15 protein-coding genes are annotated in these 17323 nt (G+C 28.2%); all 15 read left to right on the top strand.

The window, feature by feature from the left end:
• Positions 1–200, top strand: a 200-nt coding sequence (locus ACYUEX_RS00005; RefSeq protein WP_460285998.1) for a class II fructose-bisphosphate aldolase, incomplete at its 5' end; no start/stop codon positions are given.
• A 123-nt stretch (positions 201–323) separates the two neighbouring features.
• Complete coding sequence (locus ACYUEX_RS00010) at positions 324–1637, top strand: class II D-tagatose-bisphosphate aldolase non-catalytic subunit (protein ID WP_460286507.1); 1314 nt, start codon at positions 324–326, stop codon at positions 1635–1637.
• 177 nt (positions 1638–1814) lie between these two features.
• Positions 1815–3305 carry a 4Fe-4S dicluster domain-containing protein gene (locus ACYUEX_RS00015; RefSeq protein ID WP_460286000.1) on the top strand — a complete coding sequence of 497 codons (1491 nt, stop codon included), beginning with the start codon at positions 1815–1817 and terminating at the stop codon, positions 3303–3305.
• A 563-nt stretch (positions 3306–3868) separates the two neighbouring features.
• Positions 3869–4153, top strand: a complete 285-nt coding sequence (gene groES, locus ACYUEX_RS00020; RefSeq protein WP_322389777.1) for a co-chaperone GroES — start codon at positions 3869–3871, stop codon at positions 4151–4153.
• A gap of 14 nt (positions 4154–4167) precedes the next feature.
• Positions 4168–5793: a chaperonin GroEL gene (gene groL / locus ACYUEX_RS00025; RefSeq protein WP_460286001.1), complete on the top strand. Its 1626-nt coding sequence runs from the start codon at positions 4168–4170 to the stop codon at positions 5791–5793.
• A 313-nt stretch (positions 5794–6106) separates the two neighbouring features.
• Positions 6107–6523 (top strand): type IV pilin protein, encoded by a 417-nt coding sequence (locus ACYUEX_RS00030; protein ID WP_460286002.1) that lies wholly within the window; start codon positions 6107–6109, stop codon positions 6521–6523.
• Positions 6524–6647: 124 nt separating this feature from the next.
• Positions 6648–7397, top strand: a complete 750-nt coding sequence (locus ACYUEX_RS00035; RefSeq protein WP_460286003.1) for a prepilin peptidase — start codon at positions 6648–6650, stop codon at positions 7395–7397.
• Between the two features lie 128 nt (positions 7398–7525).
• Positions 7526–9217 (top strand): GspE/PulE family protein, encoded by a 1692-nt coding sequence (locus ACYUEX_RS00040; RefSeq protein ID WP_460286004.1) that lies wholly within the window; start codon positions 7526–7528, stop codon positions 9215–9217.
• Between the two features lie 16 nt (positions 9218–9233).
• Positions 9234–10436 (top strand): type II secretion system F family protein, encoded by a 1203-nt coding sequence (locus tag ACYUEX_RS00045; protein ID WP_460286005.1) that lies wholly within the window; start codon positions 9234–9236, stop codon positions 10434–10436.
• Between the two features lie 295 nt (positions 10437–10731).
• Entirely contained in the window at positions 10732–11169 is a 438-nt protein-coding gene (locus tag ACYUEX_RS00050) for a prepilin-type N-terminal cleavage/methylation domain-containing protein (RefSeq protein ID WP_460286006.1), read from the top strand.
• Positions 11170–11273: 104 nt separating this feature from the next.
• The gene (gene pilM, locus ACYUEX_RS00055) at positions 11274–12476 is read left to right on the top strand and encodes a type IV pilus assembly protein PilM (RefSeq protein WP_460286007.1); all 1203 of its coding nucleotides are present in this window, start codon (positions 11274–11276) and stop codon (positions 12474–12476) included.
• 13 nt (positions 12477–12489) lie between these two features.
• The gene (locus ACYUEX_RS00060; protein WP_460286008.1) at positions 12490–13038 is read left to right on the top strand and encodes a PilN domain-containing protein; all 549 of its coding nucleotides are present in this window, start codon (positions 12490–12492) and stop codon (positions 13036–13038) included.
• Position 13039: 1 nt separating this feature from the next.
• Positions 13040–14302 carry a hypothetical protein gene (locus tag ACYUEX_RS00065; RefSeq protein WP_460286009.1) on the top strand — a complete coding sequence of 421 codons (1263 nt, stop codon included), beginning with the start codon at positions 13040–13042 and terminating at the stop codon, positions 14300–14302.
• 9 nt (positions 14303–14311) lie between these two features.
• Entirely contained in the window at positions 14312–15226 is a 915-nt protein-coding gene (locus ACYUEX_RS00070; RefSeq protein ID WP_460286010.1) for a type IV pilus modification PilV family protein, read from the top strand.
• A gap of 22 nt (positions 15227–15248) precedes the next feature.
• Positions 15249–17312 carry a hypothetical protein gene (locus tag ACYUEX_RS00075; protein ID WP_460286011.1) on the top strand — a complete coding sequence of 688 codons (2064 nt, stop codon included), beginning with the start codon at positions 15249–15251 and terminating at the stop codon, positions 17310–17312.
• Positions 17313–17323: the final 11 nt, after the last annotated feature.

Consider the following 17323-nt stretch of genomic DNA (forward strand, 5'->3'; position numbering starts at 1 on the left):
AAAAGGCTATTTCACTTGGAATATGCAAAGTTAATGTAGCAACAGATTTAAAAATACCATTTTCTGATGCAGTAAAGAAATACTTTATTGAAAATCCAGATGCTAATGATCCAAGAAAATATATGGCTCCTGGTAAAGAAGCTATGAAGAAAATAGTTGCTCACAAAATAATGGTTTGTGGAAGTAATGGAAAAGCTTAATTTAAATATTTAAAAGAAAATAATATATTAAATACGAAAGAAGATAATATGAAAGCAAGAGCTAGAATATTATTTTCTTTCATAATGTTAAGAGACATTAAGAGAATTTTAAGAGGTGATAAGATGGTACATCCTATGAAGGAAATTGTAAAAAGATATAAAAGTGGAGAAAATGTTGGAATATTTTCAGTTTGTTGTTCAAATAAGCATGTAATTGAAGCTTCAATGGAAAAACTTTTAAACAAAAATATGCCTTTACTAGTAGAAGCAACTGCAAATCAAGTTGACCAATTTGGTGGATATACAGGAATGAAACCAAAAGATTACGTTAAGTATATTTATAAAATAGCTGAAGAAGTAGGATTCCCAAAAGAAAGAATAATCTTAGGGGGAGACCATTTAGGACCATTAACTTGGAAAAATATAGATCCGAGAGAAGCTATGGAAAATGCTAAGAATTTAATTAGAGAATATGTTTTAGCTGGATTTACTAAAATTCATCTAGACACTAGCATGCCTTTAAGAGGTGATATTGAAAATGGTTTATTTGACGATAGTTTAATAGCAAATAGAGCATCTGTATTATGTAAAATAGCAGAAGAAGCATATTTAGAGTTAAAAGAAAAAGATGAAGATGCCATTCATCCAGTTTATATAATAGGTAGTGAAGTTCCTATACCAGGTGGAGCGCAAGTAGAAGAAGAGGAAGAAGGTCCTAAAGTAACTAGCGTAGAAGGCTTTAAGAACACTGTAGAAACATTTAAAGTAGCTTTTGAAAGCTTTGGAGTAGGAGAAGCATGGCAATATGTAATAGGTGTTGTTGTTCAACCAGGAGTTGAGTTTAGTAGTGATTATGTATGGAAATATAATAGGGAAGAAGCTAAAGAGCTAATAGATGCACTAAAGGATTATCCTCAATTAATATTTGAAGCTCACTCAACAGATTATCAAACTCCAAAAGCATTAAGAGAAATGGTAGAAGATGGATTTATAATATTAAAAGTTGGACCAGCATTAACTTTTGGTTTTAGAGAAGGTATATTTGCATTAAATCTTATAGAAAATGAATTATTAAGATATAATCCAGATGTAGAGTTGTCTAATTTTATTGAAATATTAGACTTTAGTATGCTTAAAGAAACTAAAGACTGGATAAATCACTATTCAGGAACAGGAGATAAAATTAAGCTAGAAAGAAAATATAGTTTATCTGATAGAGCTAGATACTATATGCCAAAGGATGAGGTAAACTTTGCTTTAGAAAAATTAATGAGCAATTTAGAAGGTATAGAAATACCTATGACTATTATAAGTCAATTTATGCATGAACAATATAAAAAGGTTAGGGATGGAATATTAAATCCAACAGCAGAGGATTTATTAAAAGATAGAATAGGTGAATATATAGACGACTATTTATATGCTGTTGAAGAATAAGAAAAAGACTTTCTAATATAAATTATTTTTAATAAAGGACATGCACTTAGACATGTCCTTTATAATTACCAAGACAGTTTTCTGAATATTTAGAATAAAGCTAATTGGAATTAATTAACTGTTATAATAGTATTGGGGAATATTGGTTTAAATTTATTTATATAGGAGGATTTTGGTATGTTTCAATTTGAAACTCAGTTAAAAAAGCTTAAGCATGAGGTTTTGACAGAAGTAGCTAAGTTGGCTAAGGAAGGTAATCTAACAACAGAATCAATAGAAAAAATTCCTTATGAGATTATAAAAGGGGAAACAGCTATGTATAGATGCTGTGTATATAAGGAAAGAGCTATTGTTTTAGAGAGAGCAAAATTAGCAGCAGGGTATTTAGCTAATGGAGATAATATAGATGATGAATTTGTTGATATTAAAGAGGACGATCAAATAATATATGTTATTGAAGCTGCCTGTGATAGATGTCCTATAAATAAATATAGTGTTACAGATTCTTGTAGAAACTGTTTAGCTCACAAATGTAATGAAGCTTGTAATTTTAATGCGATAACTTACGTAGCTGGAAGAGCATATATAAATCAAGAAATTTGCAAGGAATGTGGAATGTGTAAAAAAGCATGCCCTTATAATGCTATTGCAGAAGTTATGAGACCATGTAAAAGAGTATGTCCTACGGGTGCTTTAGATATAGATCCAGATGATAGAAGAGCTATGATAAAAGAAGAAACATGTGTTAATTGTGGAAGCTGCATGAGTGCATGCCCCTTTGGTGCTATTTCAGATAAGAGCTTGATAGTTCCAATATCAAAGAGACTAGCAAGAGGTAGAAAGATGTATGCAGTAGTTGCTCCAGCTATAACAGGACAATTTGGGGCGAAAATATCATATGGACAAATTAAAAATGCAATTAAAAAGCTAGGATTTGTAGATATGATAGAAGCAGCTTGTGGAGCAGATGCAGTAACTGTACATGAAAGTAGTGAATTTATAGAAAGATTAGAAGAAGGTCAAAATTACATGACAAATTCCTGCTGTCCTGGTTTTCTAAGTTATGTGGAAAAAATGTTTCCTACAGAAGTTGAAAAGATATCAGGAACTGTGTCACCAATGATTGCAACAGCAAGATTTATAAAGCATAATGATCCAGATGCAAAGGTTGTATTTATAGGGCCATGTACTGCTAAAAAAAGCGAAGCAGTTAGAGAGTCAGTAAAGGATGCTGTTGACTATGTTATAACTTTTGAAGAGCTTTTAGCTTTATTTAGTGCTTTTGATATAGAAGTTGAAAAGTGTGAAGATACTATAGTTGATGATGCATCAATATATGGAAGAGGATTTGGAGCTCATGGTGGGTTAACAGCTGCTATAGAAAATTATATAAGAAGTCAAGGATTAGAAGTTAACTTTAATCCTGTTAAAGTATCTGGCGGAATAGAAATAAAGAAAACTATGACTATGGCTAAAATAGGAAAACTGCAAGGAAACTTTATTGAAGGTATGATGTGCGAAGGAGGATGTATAAATGGTGCAGGAGCACTAGTTACTCCTTTTAAATCTAAAGGTATTTTTAATAAAATAAATGCACAAGCAACTAAAAAGTCAGTTATAGATAATGATAATCTTGATGAGTATAAGAATATAGACTTAGAAAGATAAATTAAATATAAAAATATAAATTAGTTAATATATACGAGGTTTTTATATGATAATAACATTTTACGTTATATGATATAAACCTCGTTATATTATATTTTAAAATATTATGTACTTATAAGATATATTACGAGAGTGGTAGCCATATTCTAACTAGTAAAGCTAAAATTCACAGATTTTGATATTGAGCATAAGATAGCATTAGTGTTTTTATTATCCATTTTTTAATATATTTTCTTATATATTTTTTAATATAAGTGTAACAATGATAGATACAATTTATTGGATGTTTTTGAAGTATTATGTAAAAGAAACAAATTCAAATATAATCATTATTAAATAATATATGGACATATATGAAATTAAAAGAAAATAAGTAAAAGAGTGAGGAAATATAAAATAATTAATGAAAAGTGGTAATATTTATTATATACAGGGTAATAATATATGAAGTAGCGTTTGAAAAAATCAAAGCAAAACATTATTATAAAGTTATTAGCACTTGAATATGATGAGTGCTAATAAAGAGAATTATTATTAGAGGTATAAATAGGAGGGATTTTTTTATGAACATTAAACCACTAGCAGATAGAGTAGTAATAAAGAAGTTAGAAGCAGAAGAAACAACTAAGAGTGGAATAGTTTTAACAGGAACTGCAAAAGAAAGACCACAAGAAGCAGAAGTTGTAGCAGTCGGACCAGGAGCTATAGTAGATGGAAATAGAATAGCTATGGAAGTAAGAGTCGGAGATAAAGTACTTTATTCAAAATATGCAGGTACAGAAGTTAAAGTTGATGGAGAAGAATATACTATTTTAAAACAAGATGATATCTTGGCAATAGTTGAATAAGGGAGGAATTAATTATGGCAAAAATGATTAAGTTTAGTGAAGATGCAAGAAGATCAATGCAAATTGGTGTTGATACACTAGCAGATACAGTTAAGGTAACTTTAGGACCAAAGGGAAGAAACGTAGTTTTAGATAAAAAATTTGGATCACCACTTATTACTAACGATGGAGTTTCTATAGCAAGAGAAATAGAACTTGAAGATCCATATGAAAACATGGGAGCTCAATTAGTTAAGGAAGTAGCAACTAAAACTAATGATGTTGCAGGGGATGGTACTACAACAGCAACTCTTTTAGCACAAGCTATAATAAGAGAAGGTTTAAAAAATGTAACAGCAGGAGCAAATCCAATACTAATTAGAAATGGTATAAGAATGGCAGTAGATAAAGCTGTTGAAGAAATAAAAAACATTTCAAAGCCAGTTAATGGAAAAGAAGATATAGCTAGAGTCGCAGCAATATCAGCAGATGATGAAGAAGTAGGTAAATTAATTTCTGATGCTATGGAAAAAGTAGGAAATGAAGGCGTTATAACTGTTGAAGAATCAAAGTCAATGGGAACAGAATTAGATGTAGTTGAAGGTATGCAATTTGATAGAGGATATGTATCAGCATACATGGTAACAGATACTGAAAAAATGGAAGCTGTTTTAGATAACCCATTAATTCTTATAGCGGATAAAAAGATTTCAAACATTCAAGAGTTACTTCCAATCTTAGAACAAATAGTTCAATCAGGAAGAAAACTACTTATTATAGCTGAAGATGTTGAAGGCGATGCAATGACTACATTAGTAGTTAATAGATTAAGAGGAACCTTCACATGTGTAGCTGTAAAAGCACCAGGTTTTGGAGATAGAAGAAAAGAAATGCTTCAAGATATAGCTATATTAACAGGTGGAACAGTTATATCAGAAGAACTTGGTATAGACATAAAAGAAGTAAATGTTGATATGCTTGGACAATGCGAAAGTATTAAGGTTACAAAGGAAAATACTACAATAGTTAATGGAAAAGGAAGTAGCGAAGCTATTAAAGAAAGAGTAGCGCAAATAAAAGCTCAAGTTGAAGAAACAACTTCAGAATTTGATAAAGAAAAATTAACTGAAAGATTAGCAAAGCTTGCAGGTGGAGTTGCAGTAATTAAGGTTGGAGCAGCAACAGAAACAGAGTTAAAAGAAAAGAAATTAAGAATTGAAGATGCTTTAGCAGCAACAAAGGCAGCTGTTGAAGAAGGTATAGTACCAGGTGGTGGAGCTGCTTATGTAAATATAATAAATAAAGTGGCAGAGATAACTTCAGATGTATCAGATACACAAGTTGGTATAAATATAATAGTAAGATCTTTAGAAGAACCAATGAGACAAATAGCAACTAATGCAGGAGTTGAAGGTTCAGTTATTATAGAAAATGTTAAAAATAAAGAAGTTGGAATGGGCTATGATGCATTACAAGGAAATTACACTAATATGATTAAAGCTGGTATAGTAGATCCAACTAAGGTTACAAGATCAGCTCTTCAAAATGCAGCATCAGTAGCATCAACATTCTTAACTACAGAAGCTGCAGTAGTTGACATTCCTCAAAAAGAAACTCCAATGCCAGGAGCACCAGGAATGGGAATGGACGGAATGTATTAAAATTCTAATCTATAGAGAACTTAGATTTCTAAGTTCTCTATTTTTTTATTCTTTAGGGAATTATAAAAATTTTATTCTGTAGATAAATTTTTATAATTTCCTTCCTTCAGTTTTCAAGTGGACATATGTAAGTTTGCCTTGAATTGGAGAGAAGTGACGGAATAAGTAAACTTATATATATCCACTTTTTTATTGATTTTAAGTGTATTATAATATTATAATCTATACAGTAGGAATTAATTATATGAATTAAAAAAATCTTAAAGTAAATAATATTATAATAGTTTTTAAAATCATACTTGGAGGTACTGATATGAATAATAATTATAATACGAGGAAAAAGAAGAAAAAATATGGTTTTACTATAATTGAAATAATAACAGTACTAGTTGTAATAGGAATATTAGCGGGTATATTAGTACCTAATTTTAATAAATATATAGTTGACTCTAAAAAGGTGGAAGTAAAATCAATTATAAGAGAGTTTGTCATGGCAGTAGAAACAGCTGAAATAAGTGATAAAATTAAGTTTTCAAATAGTGATTCTGTAGCAAGTATACTAAGTGAAAGTGGAGAAAAGGCAAAATCTATAAATAAGTACATAAGCAATTCAGATGACTTAAATAGAATAAATAACTTAAATATAGAGGATGCAAAAAAGATAGCTAATTATGAAAAGGATTTTGAGATAGATAAAAAAGGGAATTTTTTAAGAATAATAGAAAAATGATTAAAGCCGAGATTAAAATATCTTGGCTTAATTTATTTTTTATAAATTTATATATCTAAAGGAATATATTAACATTATGTAGAATTAAAACTAGGTCAACTTCACAAATTTAAGGAGGATAATTATGGAATTATTTGTATTTATAATAGGGTTATGTATAGGGAGCTTTTTAAATGTATGTATATATAGAATTCAAAGAGAGGAGTCTATAGCTTTTCCAGCTTCTCATTGTACCAATTGTGGATATGAACTAAAATGGATTGATTTAATCCCTATAGTTAGTTATTTATTTTTAAAGGGAAAATGTAGAAAGTGTAGTGAAAAAATATCATTAAAATATCCTTTAGTAGAATTATTAAATGGTTTTTTATATATTTTATTATTTATTAAATATGGATTAGGATTAAATTTTATATTTTTTAGTTTGTTAGTTTCTCTGCTAATTGTTATTTCATTTATAGATTTAGAAAGTAAATATGTATATTCATCTACAACAATATTTGGTGTAGTCTTAGGAGCTATTTATATATTAATAGCATGGTATATTGGCCATATAAATATTTTAAATAATTTATTTGGAGGTATTTTAGGTTTTGGAATTATATATCTAATAGTTATAATTACGAAGGGGATGGGAGAAGGAGATGCTGAAATAGCAGGAGTTTGTGGCTTATTTCTAGGAGTAAAAGGTGTTTTAACAACATTGTTTATAGCTATACTATTAGGAGGAATAGTGGCTTCACTAATACTTTTATTTAAGTTGAAAGATAAGAAAGCAGAAATTGCCTTTGGACCATATATAGCTATTGCTACTATTATATATATGTTTTTAGGGAATGAGTTATTGTCATTATATTTAAAATTTTTTTGGTGAAAAGTAAGTTAAATTAAAATTAATATTCTGATTGCAAAAGGAAGAAAGCTATATTAATATTAAAATATGAGGTAAATGGACAAAAAAGGAAATTTTTTTTAGAAGGAAATTAAATTTAGGGGGAGCTTATGGCTATAGTTCAAAAGAAAAGATTAGGGGATATTTTAGTAGCAGCAGATAAGATAACTCCTTTTCAGCTTCAAAGTGCGCTAAAATCTCAAAAAATTTTAGGTAAAAAATTAGGAGAAGTTTTAATTGAAGGCGGAATTGTTTCCGAAGAAGACATTATAGATGCCATAGAAACACAAACTGGAATAAAAAAAGTAGATTTAAACGATATAAATTTCGACAAAAAAGCTATTAAGATAGTACCTCAAAATTTATGTGATAAGTATAATTTAATAGCATTTGGCTTTGAAGAAGATAAAATAATGGTAGCACTTTCTGATCCATTAAATATTTTTGCTATAGATGATATTTCTATATCTACAGGCTTAGATGTAAAGGTGTTTATTGCACCCAAAAATGATATAAAAAAATTCGTTCAAATAAACTATAGTAGCGAAGAAGTAAGTAAAGCAGCAGAAGAACTTCTAAAAGAAGCATTAGAGTCAAAAAGTATAGCTTTAGATATAGAAGAACTTGATGATGTAAAAAATGCTCCAGTTGTAAAAATGATAGAGCAATTATTTAGAAACTCAGTTGAAATGAGAGCATCAGATATACATATAGAACCATATGAAAAGGAAATAAGAATAAGATATAGAATAGATGGAGAACTTACTACAATAAATACTTTAGGGATAGAAAGCTTAGCACCATTAGTGACTAGAATAAAAATTCTTGCAGGACTAAATATAGCTGAGAAAAGACTTCCACAAGATGGAAGAATAATAACTAAAGTTGGAAATGCGGAAGTAGATCTTAGAGTATCTATCCTTCCAATTGTAAGTGGTGAAAAAATAGTTATAAGAATTTTAAATAGAGATAATTATAAGGTTAGCAAAGAAAAGCTTGGTTTAAGTAAAGAAAATCTTAAAAAGCTAGAAAATATAATAGCTAGCCCTAATGGAATAGTCCTAGTAACTGGTCCTACAGGAAGTGGAAAATCAACAACACTTTATACAATTTTAAGTGAACTTAATTCAAACAATGTAAACATAGTTACAATAGAAGATCCAGTTGAATATACATTAAGTGGTGTAAATCAAGTTAATGTGAATACCAAAGCTGGATTAACCTTTGCAAATGGTCTTAGAAGTATATTAAGACAAGACCCAGATATAGTGATGATAGGGGAAGTTAGAGATGAAGAAACTGCACAAATAGCAATTAAAGCAGCTATAACTGGTCACTTAGTTTTAAGTACTCTTCATACTAATGACTCACCATCTTCAATAACTAGATTAGTTGATATGGGAGTTGAACCTTACTTAGTGGCAACATCTATATCAGGGATAATAGCTCAAAGGCTAGTAAAGAAAATATGTCCTAATTGTAAAGAAGAATACATAGCTTCTGATTATGAAAAGATGATATTTAATGGAAAAGATAATGAGCATTTAAAACTATATAGGGGTAAAGGTTGTGGACATTGCAATAATACTGGATACATTGGAAGAATCGGTATATATGAAATAATGGAAATAACAAGAGAGCATAGAGACATAATAAATAAAACTAGAGATTCTAATATTCTTAAAGATATATCGATTAAGCATGGAATGACAACTCTTGCACAAGAGTGTAAAAGGCTAGTTTTAGAAGGAGTAACAACTATAGAGGAACTTGCCACTATAACACTACTAAAGGATATATAAGGGGTGATAAGAAGTTATGAAAATTTTTAAATATAGAGCTATGAAGGCAGATGGAACTAAGATAGAGGGGAAGTTTGAAGGTAGTTCGAAAGAAGAAGTAATAAATATGATAGCTTCAAGTGGATATTATCCTTTAAAGATTGAAGAGGTAGTTGAAAGTAAGTCTATAGAGTTTAAATTTTTAGATAGAATAACAACAAAAGATTTGGCCATTTTATGTAGGCAATTTTATACTATGCTAGATGCAGGAGTTCCTATAACTAATTGTTTAAATATTTTATCTAATGAAATTCCAAATAAAAAATTAAGAGATATACTATCAAAAATTGAGGATGATGTTAAAAAGGGAGAGCTTTTATCAGAATCAATGGCAAAGCATAATAAGGTTTTTCCACAGCTTTTAATAAGTATGGTAGAGTCAGGAGAAGTTAGTGGTAATATAGATGAAATGATGCTTAGAATGTCGGTGCATTTTGAAAAAGAAAATAAAATTAATAATAAGATAAAATCAGCAATGACATATCCAGCTATATTAAGTGTAATTGCTATAGCAGCTGTTGTTTTTATAATGACATTTGTAATGCCAACCTTTATAGAGATGTTTGAAGGAGAAGGAATAACACTTCCTTTAATAACTAGAATCATGCTTGGGACAAGCAGGTTTTTAAGTAATAATTTATTTCTAATATTGATATCGATAATCATTATAGTGTTAATATTTAATATTTACAAAAAAAGTTCAAGTGGGATTTTAAGAATTAGCTATTTAAAGTTAAAGCTTCCTATAATAGGGACATTAAATAAAAAAATAATAGTTTCAAGATTTACAAGAACTTTATCTACTTTAATAGCATCTGGAGTTTCTTTAGTGCACGCTCTTCCAATAGTTGCAGGAGTGCTAGCAAATAAAGTGGCAGAAGATGCCATTTTGAAGGTTAGAGAAAGAGTTGTAAGAGGAGATGGATTAAGTTCACCAATAAGAGAAAATGATATTTTTCCTAAAATGCTATCTTCAATGATAAAAATAGGGGAAGAGTCAGGTTCCTTAGATGACATATTAAACAAAACAGCAGATTTTTATGATGATGAAGTTGAACAATCTATTCAAACAACAACAGCGCTTATAGAACCACTATTAATAGTAGTTATGGGGATAGTTATTGGAGGTATAGTAATTTCAATAATGCTTCCAATGTTTGATATGTACACACAAATGTAGGATTTTGATCTTTTTTCAGCAAGTACTTCTAGCTGCTCGCTATATGTTTACTACACATATTCTATTTATCAGCGACAGTATATTTATAACCATAGTTGGTAAAAATAGGGATATGTAGAATTGAAAAGATGATGTTTTGCTATGTAAAATTTAGGGTTATATAATCGCAAAGCGATTCTAGTTTAAAATTTTTTTAAGGATTTTTCCTTAATTGTATATTATTTTGCTTCGCAAAATATAAATAGGTTTATATTTAAAAATTAATATAAAGCAAAAATAAAAGGAGGATTTTATTATGATTAAAAATGCTAACAACAAAAAGAAAAAGAGAGGGTTTACCTTAATTGAACTTATTATAGTTATAGCTATTATAGCTATATTAGCAGCGCTAGCAATTCCTAAGTTTGGTGAAGTAAGAAAGAATGCAAATGAAAAATCAGATTTAGCAAATGCTAAGACAATAGCAAATGCAGTAAGTTCATTGATTGCAGAAGATAAATTAACATTACCTTCAGCTGCAGATGGAATTACACTTAATAATGAGAGAGAGAATACTACAACTCCAACAGATGCAGATAAGATTGAAGAATATCTTCAAAATGTACCAACACCAAAAAGTGTTTCAGCAGCAGCTAATTTCGTAGTTCAAGTTAAGGCTGACGGTGGAGTAACTGTAAAAGCAGGAACTAAGGAGTTCTTCCCAGAATTAAAAGATGCTACAGCAAAACAATAACAAGAATGTAATATTAATTAAAGAGTAAAATGTAGATGACCTCTGCATTTTACTTCTATTAATTTTTAATTATCAACTATCAACTAAACTCCGGAGGTGAGAAAATGTCACAGGAAAAAAGTAAATTCAATTTATCAAAGCTAAAAGATATAGGAAGTATGGATGTAAAAGATATTGGTAAGCTTTTTAAAAAGGAAAAATCTAATGATGTAAATTCTTCTTATGAAGTAAATAAAGTTGAAAAGAAAATAAGAATTAAGGAAAGAGAAAAATTAGTTTTGTCTATAGATTTAGGAACTAATTATATAAAGCTAGTAGAAGGAAAGTATCAAAAAGGTAAGGTTATTTTAAATAAGGCTATTGAAATTACAACTCCAGAAGGATGTATAGCTGATGGTAAGATAATAAATTCTCAAGGTGTTATAGATGTATTAGATTTTCTAATAAAGGAAAATAACATAAAGGCTAAGGATGTTATATTTACAACTAACTCTTCTTCAATAATAAACAGAGATATTTTAATACCTGTAGTTCAAGAAGAAGAAATGGAGACTGTAATTAGATATGAAATACAACAATATTTACCTATAAACTTAGATGATTATATAATTCAATTTATAGTTTTAGACAAAATTGTTGAGGATTCAGGAGCAAAGCTAAAGGTTAATGTAACTTCTTTTCCAGAAAGAATGGCTATTGCTTATTATAATATAATAAATTCTTTAGATTTAAATCCATATGCATTAGATGTTACTTATAATTCAATAAATAAATTAGCTAATTATTCAGAGTACACATCAAATGATGGACAAGTTATAGGAGGTACTGTTGCTTTTATTGATATGGGAGCAACCTCTATTAGTGTGGCAATATTTAAAAATGGCAAATTAGATTTTACAAGAATGATAAAATCTGGTGGAGATAATATAGATTATGCCCTAAGCCAAAGCTTAAATATGTCAATAAAATCAACAGAATCTATAAAGATAAAGGATGGAAATTTATTAAACATTAAAGAAGATGATATCTCCAATTTAACTATAAAAAAAGCTGTTGATGATATATTAGAAGAGCTAGAAAGAATACTTCAGTTCTATAGCAACAAATCTGGTAATGTAATAAATAAAATATATTTATATGGTGGGACTTCTAATTTAACTAATATAAGTACATATATTCAAAATAGGTTAAATACTAATGTTCATAAAATTGAAGAAATTAGAAATATAGAATTTACATCCAAGGAATTAACTAATGAAAATCTTGGAGAATACTTAAATGCCATAGGCGCAATTATAAGGTTATAAGGAGGAACATTATATGGTAAAAGATATGAATTTTTTTACCCCTTACCAAGGGCAAAAAAAGGAACAAAAAAATAAAAATATTTATGTTTACTCCCTAACAGGCTTTCTAGCAGTTGTTATATTAGGAACCTTAGCTTGGAACAGTACAAGCTTATTTTTACTTAATAGAAAAATTAAGAGCTATAATGAAAAATTAGAGCAAGAAGATATAAAAGAGAAAATTACTAAATGGGATGATATAAGTAGAAAAAGTGATATCTTAAAAAGATATGATATAGAGTTAAATAAAATAGTTGGTGCTTTGAAAACTAGAGAAGTAGTAACTACTAATTTATTAGATAAACTAAGCTCCAGCTTACCAACAGAAGTAACTTTTAATAGCATAAACATAACTAATACAGAAATTTCTATTCAGGCTATTTCAACAAGTAGAGTTGCAATAGGGGAAATAGAGCATAATTTAAAGAAGCTAAATAATATACAAGATGTATATATTGGTGGAATATCAGGGGATGGACAGTATACCTTTGATATAAAATGCGTATTAAAGGATGTTGAGTAGTATGAATATAAGTAAAAGAGAAAAATATTTATTAGGTATTTTAATAACTGTATTAGTGTGCTTTGTTTACTATCAATTTATTTATAAAAATCAAGTTGAAAAGCTAAATGTAAAAAGAAATGAAAAAAATCAAGTTGAGCAAAGATATAATGAAGTAATGGCGGCAATAGCAAAGTTAGACTCAAAAGAAGAGGAACTAAAAATATTAAAATCAACTGTTTTAGATAAATCACAAAAGTTATATCCAACTATTTTACAAGAGAAGATAATAATTGAGATAGACAAGCTTTTAAGTGATAGTGGACTTAAAGGAAATATAGCTTTTAGTCCAATAGAAGTATCACCAGTAGAAAAGATGATATCTAAAGAAGTAAAAAAGCCAGAAAGCTCGTTAAAGCCAATAGCTGATGAATATGATGGAAAAGAAGTTAAAAACATTGAAAATAGTAATTCTAATAACAATACAAGCAATACAACAGAAAATTCTGGACAAGATCAGCAAGAGGTTAAAAATCAAGAAGGTGGAGCAACATCAGAACAACTTAAGGTTGCAATAAACTTCTCAGGAAGCTATGGAAATTTAAAAAAATTCATTGAGTTAGTACAAAACTATGAAAGAAAAGTTGTAATTACAAATATATCAATATCATCAAAATCTCAAGAAGAGTTAACTGGAGTTATGAATTTAGAATTCCATGCAGTTCCTAAGCTCTCAGATACAGATATGGAATATCTAATATGGACATTAAACAATGTATATGGAAAAGAAATTTTATTTAGTAATGGAGCAGCAAGTGGAGCATACTCTTCAACTATAGAAGAGCAAAAAGATAAAAAAGATATTAATGATTTTGCTATGATGCTTAGATCATCATCTTCAGAATTACCTACAGTAACAATAGGAAAGTCTAAAGATGATTCAAGGGAAAGTTATATATACTCAGATAATGATAAAACTGAAGAAGTAGAAATAGTCTTTAATGAAGAAGGAGGAAAAACTTATTATAAATATAAAACTTCATCTTCATATTATCCTAAAGAAAATTCAGAAACAGGTAAAGAGTTTAAGTTAAAATCAGAAAATATAGTTCTTGAAATATTAAGTGAAAAAAGAGTAGGAAGTTCAGATAATTCAGGAATAAAATTAAAAGTTATAAATAATACATCTAAAAAGGTTGAAATAATAGTTAAAGATGACGATTCTTCAAATCCTAGAGTTGCAGTAACAAGTGAAGGTAACACTGTGAATGTTACTAAAAAGTAGGTGTTTAATATGAAAAAAGAAAAACTAAAAGCAAAAAAAGGGATGACATTAATTGAGGTAATCATTAGTGTTACCCTTTTATCAATATTAGTAGTACCTTTATCAGGTTTGGTAATTTCAAGCTTAAAAACTAATAAAGATGCGGAACATAAACAAAAGGCAAGTTACATAGGGCAAAAGGTTTTAGAAGAACTAAAAGCTTATGATGAAATAACATTAAAAGATGATACTGGAGTAAAGTATTTTCAGCTTTTGGATGGAGATAAAATAGAAAAAAAGAGCTTATCAGAGAATAAGTTTATAGGAAGCTTTAAAAGAACTATATATGGAGCTACTTCAGAAGACTCAAGTAAAAATGAAGAATTTTATAAGGTTGATGTTGAGATAACTCAAGATTCTAATTTTAAATATAGCGATACAGATAATTTAGATAAAAATAATGATGCAGACTTTAAGCTTAATTTTTTAAAAAAAGATAATATAAATAAAATAGAATTAGATTCAGATAAAAATAACGTTTCATCAGTTAATGGAGATTTAATAGTTGAGTTAAATAAAGGTTCGAACAACCTAAACTTAAGGGTTTATAGTAAAAATAATAAGAGTCCAATAATAGATACTACAATGAAAGAAGCGATTAATAATAAGGTTCTTTTATATATTAGAAATAGTTTTAGTGAAAATATCAATGTTGATATAAAAAATAATACAGAAGAGTTTATAGAAATACATGTAGTTAAGGAAAATAATTCTTTTGATAAGTTAAATGTAACATCAAGTAAGGGCAATGTGATGCTATATGAAGAAAATGAAATAGAAGAAAGCTTAATTGCAGATATGTATAAGTACAAGGTAACAGTTAAAGACAAAAGTAATAAAGTCTTATTTGAAGGTAACTCAAGCAAAAACATAAATATAAAATAAATTTATTGGTGGTGAATAAGAGGTGAAAAAAAGAAAAAAGAAAAAAGGTTCAACCTTTATGATAGTAGTTATAGTTATGGCAATTATTTTTACAACAGGAACAACAATATTAGCTGTTACAGCCAATGACTATAAAATGAGAATAAATGAAAGTAAGAAGCTTCAAAATCTTTATGAAGCAGATTCAGGTCTGGATATAGTAGAAAACATAATAATAAAAACCTCACAAGAAGCCATAAAATATGCAGATAATGAAGTTAAAAAAGAATTCACTAATACAAAGGAAGAAGATAGACGAAAGGAAAATTTAAATAAATTATTTAAAGAAAAATTCTATGAATTTCTATCTAAAAAAGAGACTTTAAATTTAAAAGGTAACTCAAAGGAAGTGTATATTTTAGAATATTTAATAACAAGTAAGAAATATATAAAATCTATATCTAATGATGCTATGGAGTACACTTCAAGTGGAATAGATCCTAATATAATAATAGAAATACCTGAAGGCGGGTATGTTGTAAATAAGAGTGGAAATATTATAGATAATATTAAAGTAAAAGTTAATTCTACTTTTGAAACAAAAGAAGGAACACTTAGAAATAAAAAAACAGTTTCTACAGAATTTACAGTAAAGGCACCAGATTATAATTCGGAAATAACTAGTATAAATATATACCCTGTATTTGATGGTAAAGCGATAACAGCAGATGGAAATATGACTGTTTCAGAAGGTAACCTTGATATAAAAGGGGATATATGGATAAAAGGTAATCCTAGCAATTTAGATAATCCAGCATTTACTTTTGATAAATATAATGGTGGAATAAGCTTAGAAAATACAAAGTTTAATATTGATGGAAATATATACACGGCTAATACTTTTCATTTGAAAAATAAAGTAGAAAAAGAATCATCTGTAAATGAAAATATATATGCAAGAAATATTTATGTAGGAAAATCTATAAATTCAACCATTTCAGAGAGTAATAATATTTCTTTTGAAAAAGACGTAGTTGTAAATAATGACTTAGCATTAAATGCTATAAAAAGTAGTATATTGATTAAAAATAATTTTTATGGAATTAATGATAAGACAACAGAAGTGGATACAGCTGAAAAAGCATTAAATTCAAGTAGTATTATCGTAAATGATCTAAGTAATACATCTAAAATAACAGTAGATAAGGATTCTTATATTATGGGAGTTGCATATCTAAATGCAACTGATGATAAAGGTAATAAATATCAAACTGGTGAATCTATAGCAGTAAAAGGGAACTATTTAGCTTATACAGATGTAAATAATTTAGGTAGTAATGTTACTTTAAAATATTATAACCCACTTCATTTATTAGAAAGTATCAATGGAGATAAGTCAGCAAATATGAAGGCTAAATATTTTGAAGACTATTATTCTAAGTCTAATGATTATTCTTTAAAACAAGGGGGAGTAAATCTTAATGGGAATATACATTCAGTAGGGGCAAGCATTAAGATGGATGGTACTATTCAAAAAGCAAATATAAGTAAAGAAGATTTAGACGTAATAAATAATCAAAAAAGTGAATTTGCAAGAAATGTATTTGCTATGGGGGATTCTACAGGTTTTAAGGATTTATATGACGGGAAAACCGTTGTTAGAACTGTTAATAATCAAATAGATTTTAATAAAGTAAGAGATATTCAAAATAATGCATTTGATGAAAAGGAAGGATCAGTTATTTTAATAGGAGATAAACAAAATCTCGTAATAGAAAATAATAAAATAAATGGACAAGCATCACAAAAAATAAACAAAGGTTTAATAGTAACAAATGGAGATATAACCATAGAAGGTGAATTTGATTTCACTGGAAACATAATAACTACAGGAAATATTAATTTTAAAGACAATGGAACTAAGAAAATTACTTATAGTCCTCAAGTTGTAAGAAATGTACTATCTAGTAATTATGATGTTTTAAAGGATATATTTAAAACTAAAGAAAGTATAAGTAAGGGTGAGGAGATAAAAGTTAATGCATCTTCAGAATTATATAATACAGATAGTTTTCTAAAAAAATCTTTATGGAGAATTGTTAAATAAAAGAGGTGGAA

Source organism: Clostridium sp. CTA-7 (genome assembly GCF_054768095.1).

Bases quoted from the DNA above. Each gene is read 5' to 3' on its own strand.
- ACYUEX_RS00010 (WP_460286507.1), top strand. From the start codon at position 324: ATGGTACATCCTATGAAGGAAATTGTAAAAAGATATAAAAGTGGAGAA.
- ACYUEX_RS00015 (WP_460286000.1), top strand. From the start codon at position 1,815: ATGTTTCAATTTGAAACTCAGTTAAAAAAGCTTAAGCATGAGGTTTTG.
- groES (WP_322389777.1), top strand. From the start codon at position 3,869: ATGAACATTAAACCACTAGCAGATAGAGTAGTAATAAAGAAGTTAGAA.
- groL (WP_460286001.1), top strand. From the start codon at position 4,168: ATGGCAAAAATGATTAAGTTTAGTGAAGATGCAAGAAGATCAATGCAA.
- ACYUEX_RS00030 (WP_460286002.1), top strand. From the start codon at position 6,107: ATGAATAATAATTATAATACGAGGAAAAAGAAGAAAAAATATGGTTTT.
- ACYUEX_RS00035 (WP_460286003.1), top strand. From the start codon at position 6,648: ATGGAATTATTTGTATTTATAATAGGGTTATGTATAGGGAGCTTTTTA.
- ACYUEX_RS00040 (WP_460286004.1), top strand. From the start codon at position 7,526: ATGGCTATAGTTCAAAAGAAAAGATTAGGGGATATTTTAGTAGCAGCA.
- ACYUEX_RS00045 (WP_460286005.1), top strand. From the start codon at position 9,234: ATGAAAATTTTTAAATATAGAGCTATGAAGGCAGATGGAACTAAGATA.
- ACYUEX_RS00050 (WP_460286006.1), top strand. From the start codon at position 10,732: ATGATTAAAAATGCTAACAACAAAAAGAAAAAGAGAGGGTTTACCTTA.
- pilM (WP_460286007.1), top strand. From the start codon at position 11,274: ATGTCACAGGAAAAAAGTAAATTCAATTTATCAAAGCTAAAAGATATA.
- ACYUEX_RS00060 (WP_460286008.1), top strand. From the start codon at position 12,490: ATGGTAAAAGATATGAATTTTTTTACCCCTTACCAAGGGCAAAAAAAG.
- ACYUEX_RS00065 (WP_460286009.1), top strand. From the start codon at position 13,040: ATGAATATAAGTAAAAGAGAAAAATATTTATTAGGTATTTTAATAACT.
- ACYUEX_RS00070 (WP_460286010.1), top strand. From the start codon at position 14,312: ATGAAAAAAGAAAAACTAAAAGCAAAAAAAGGGATGACATTAATTGAG.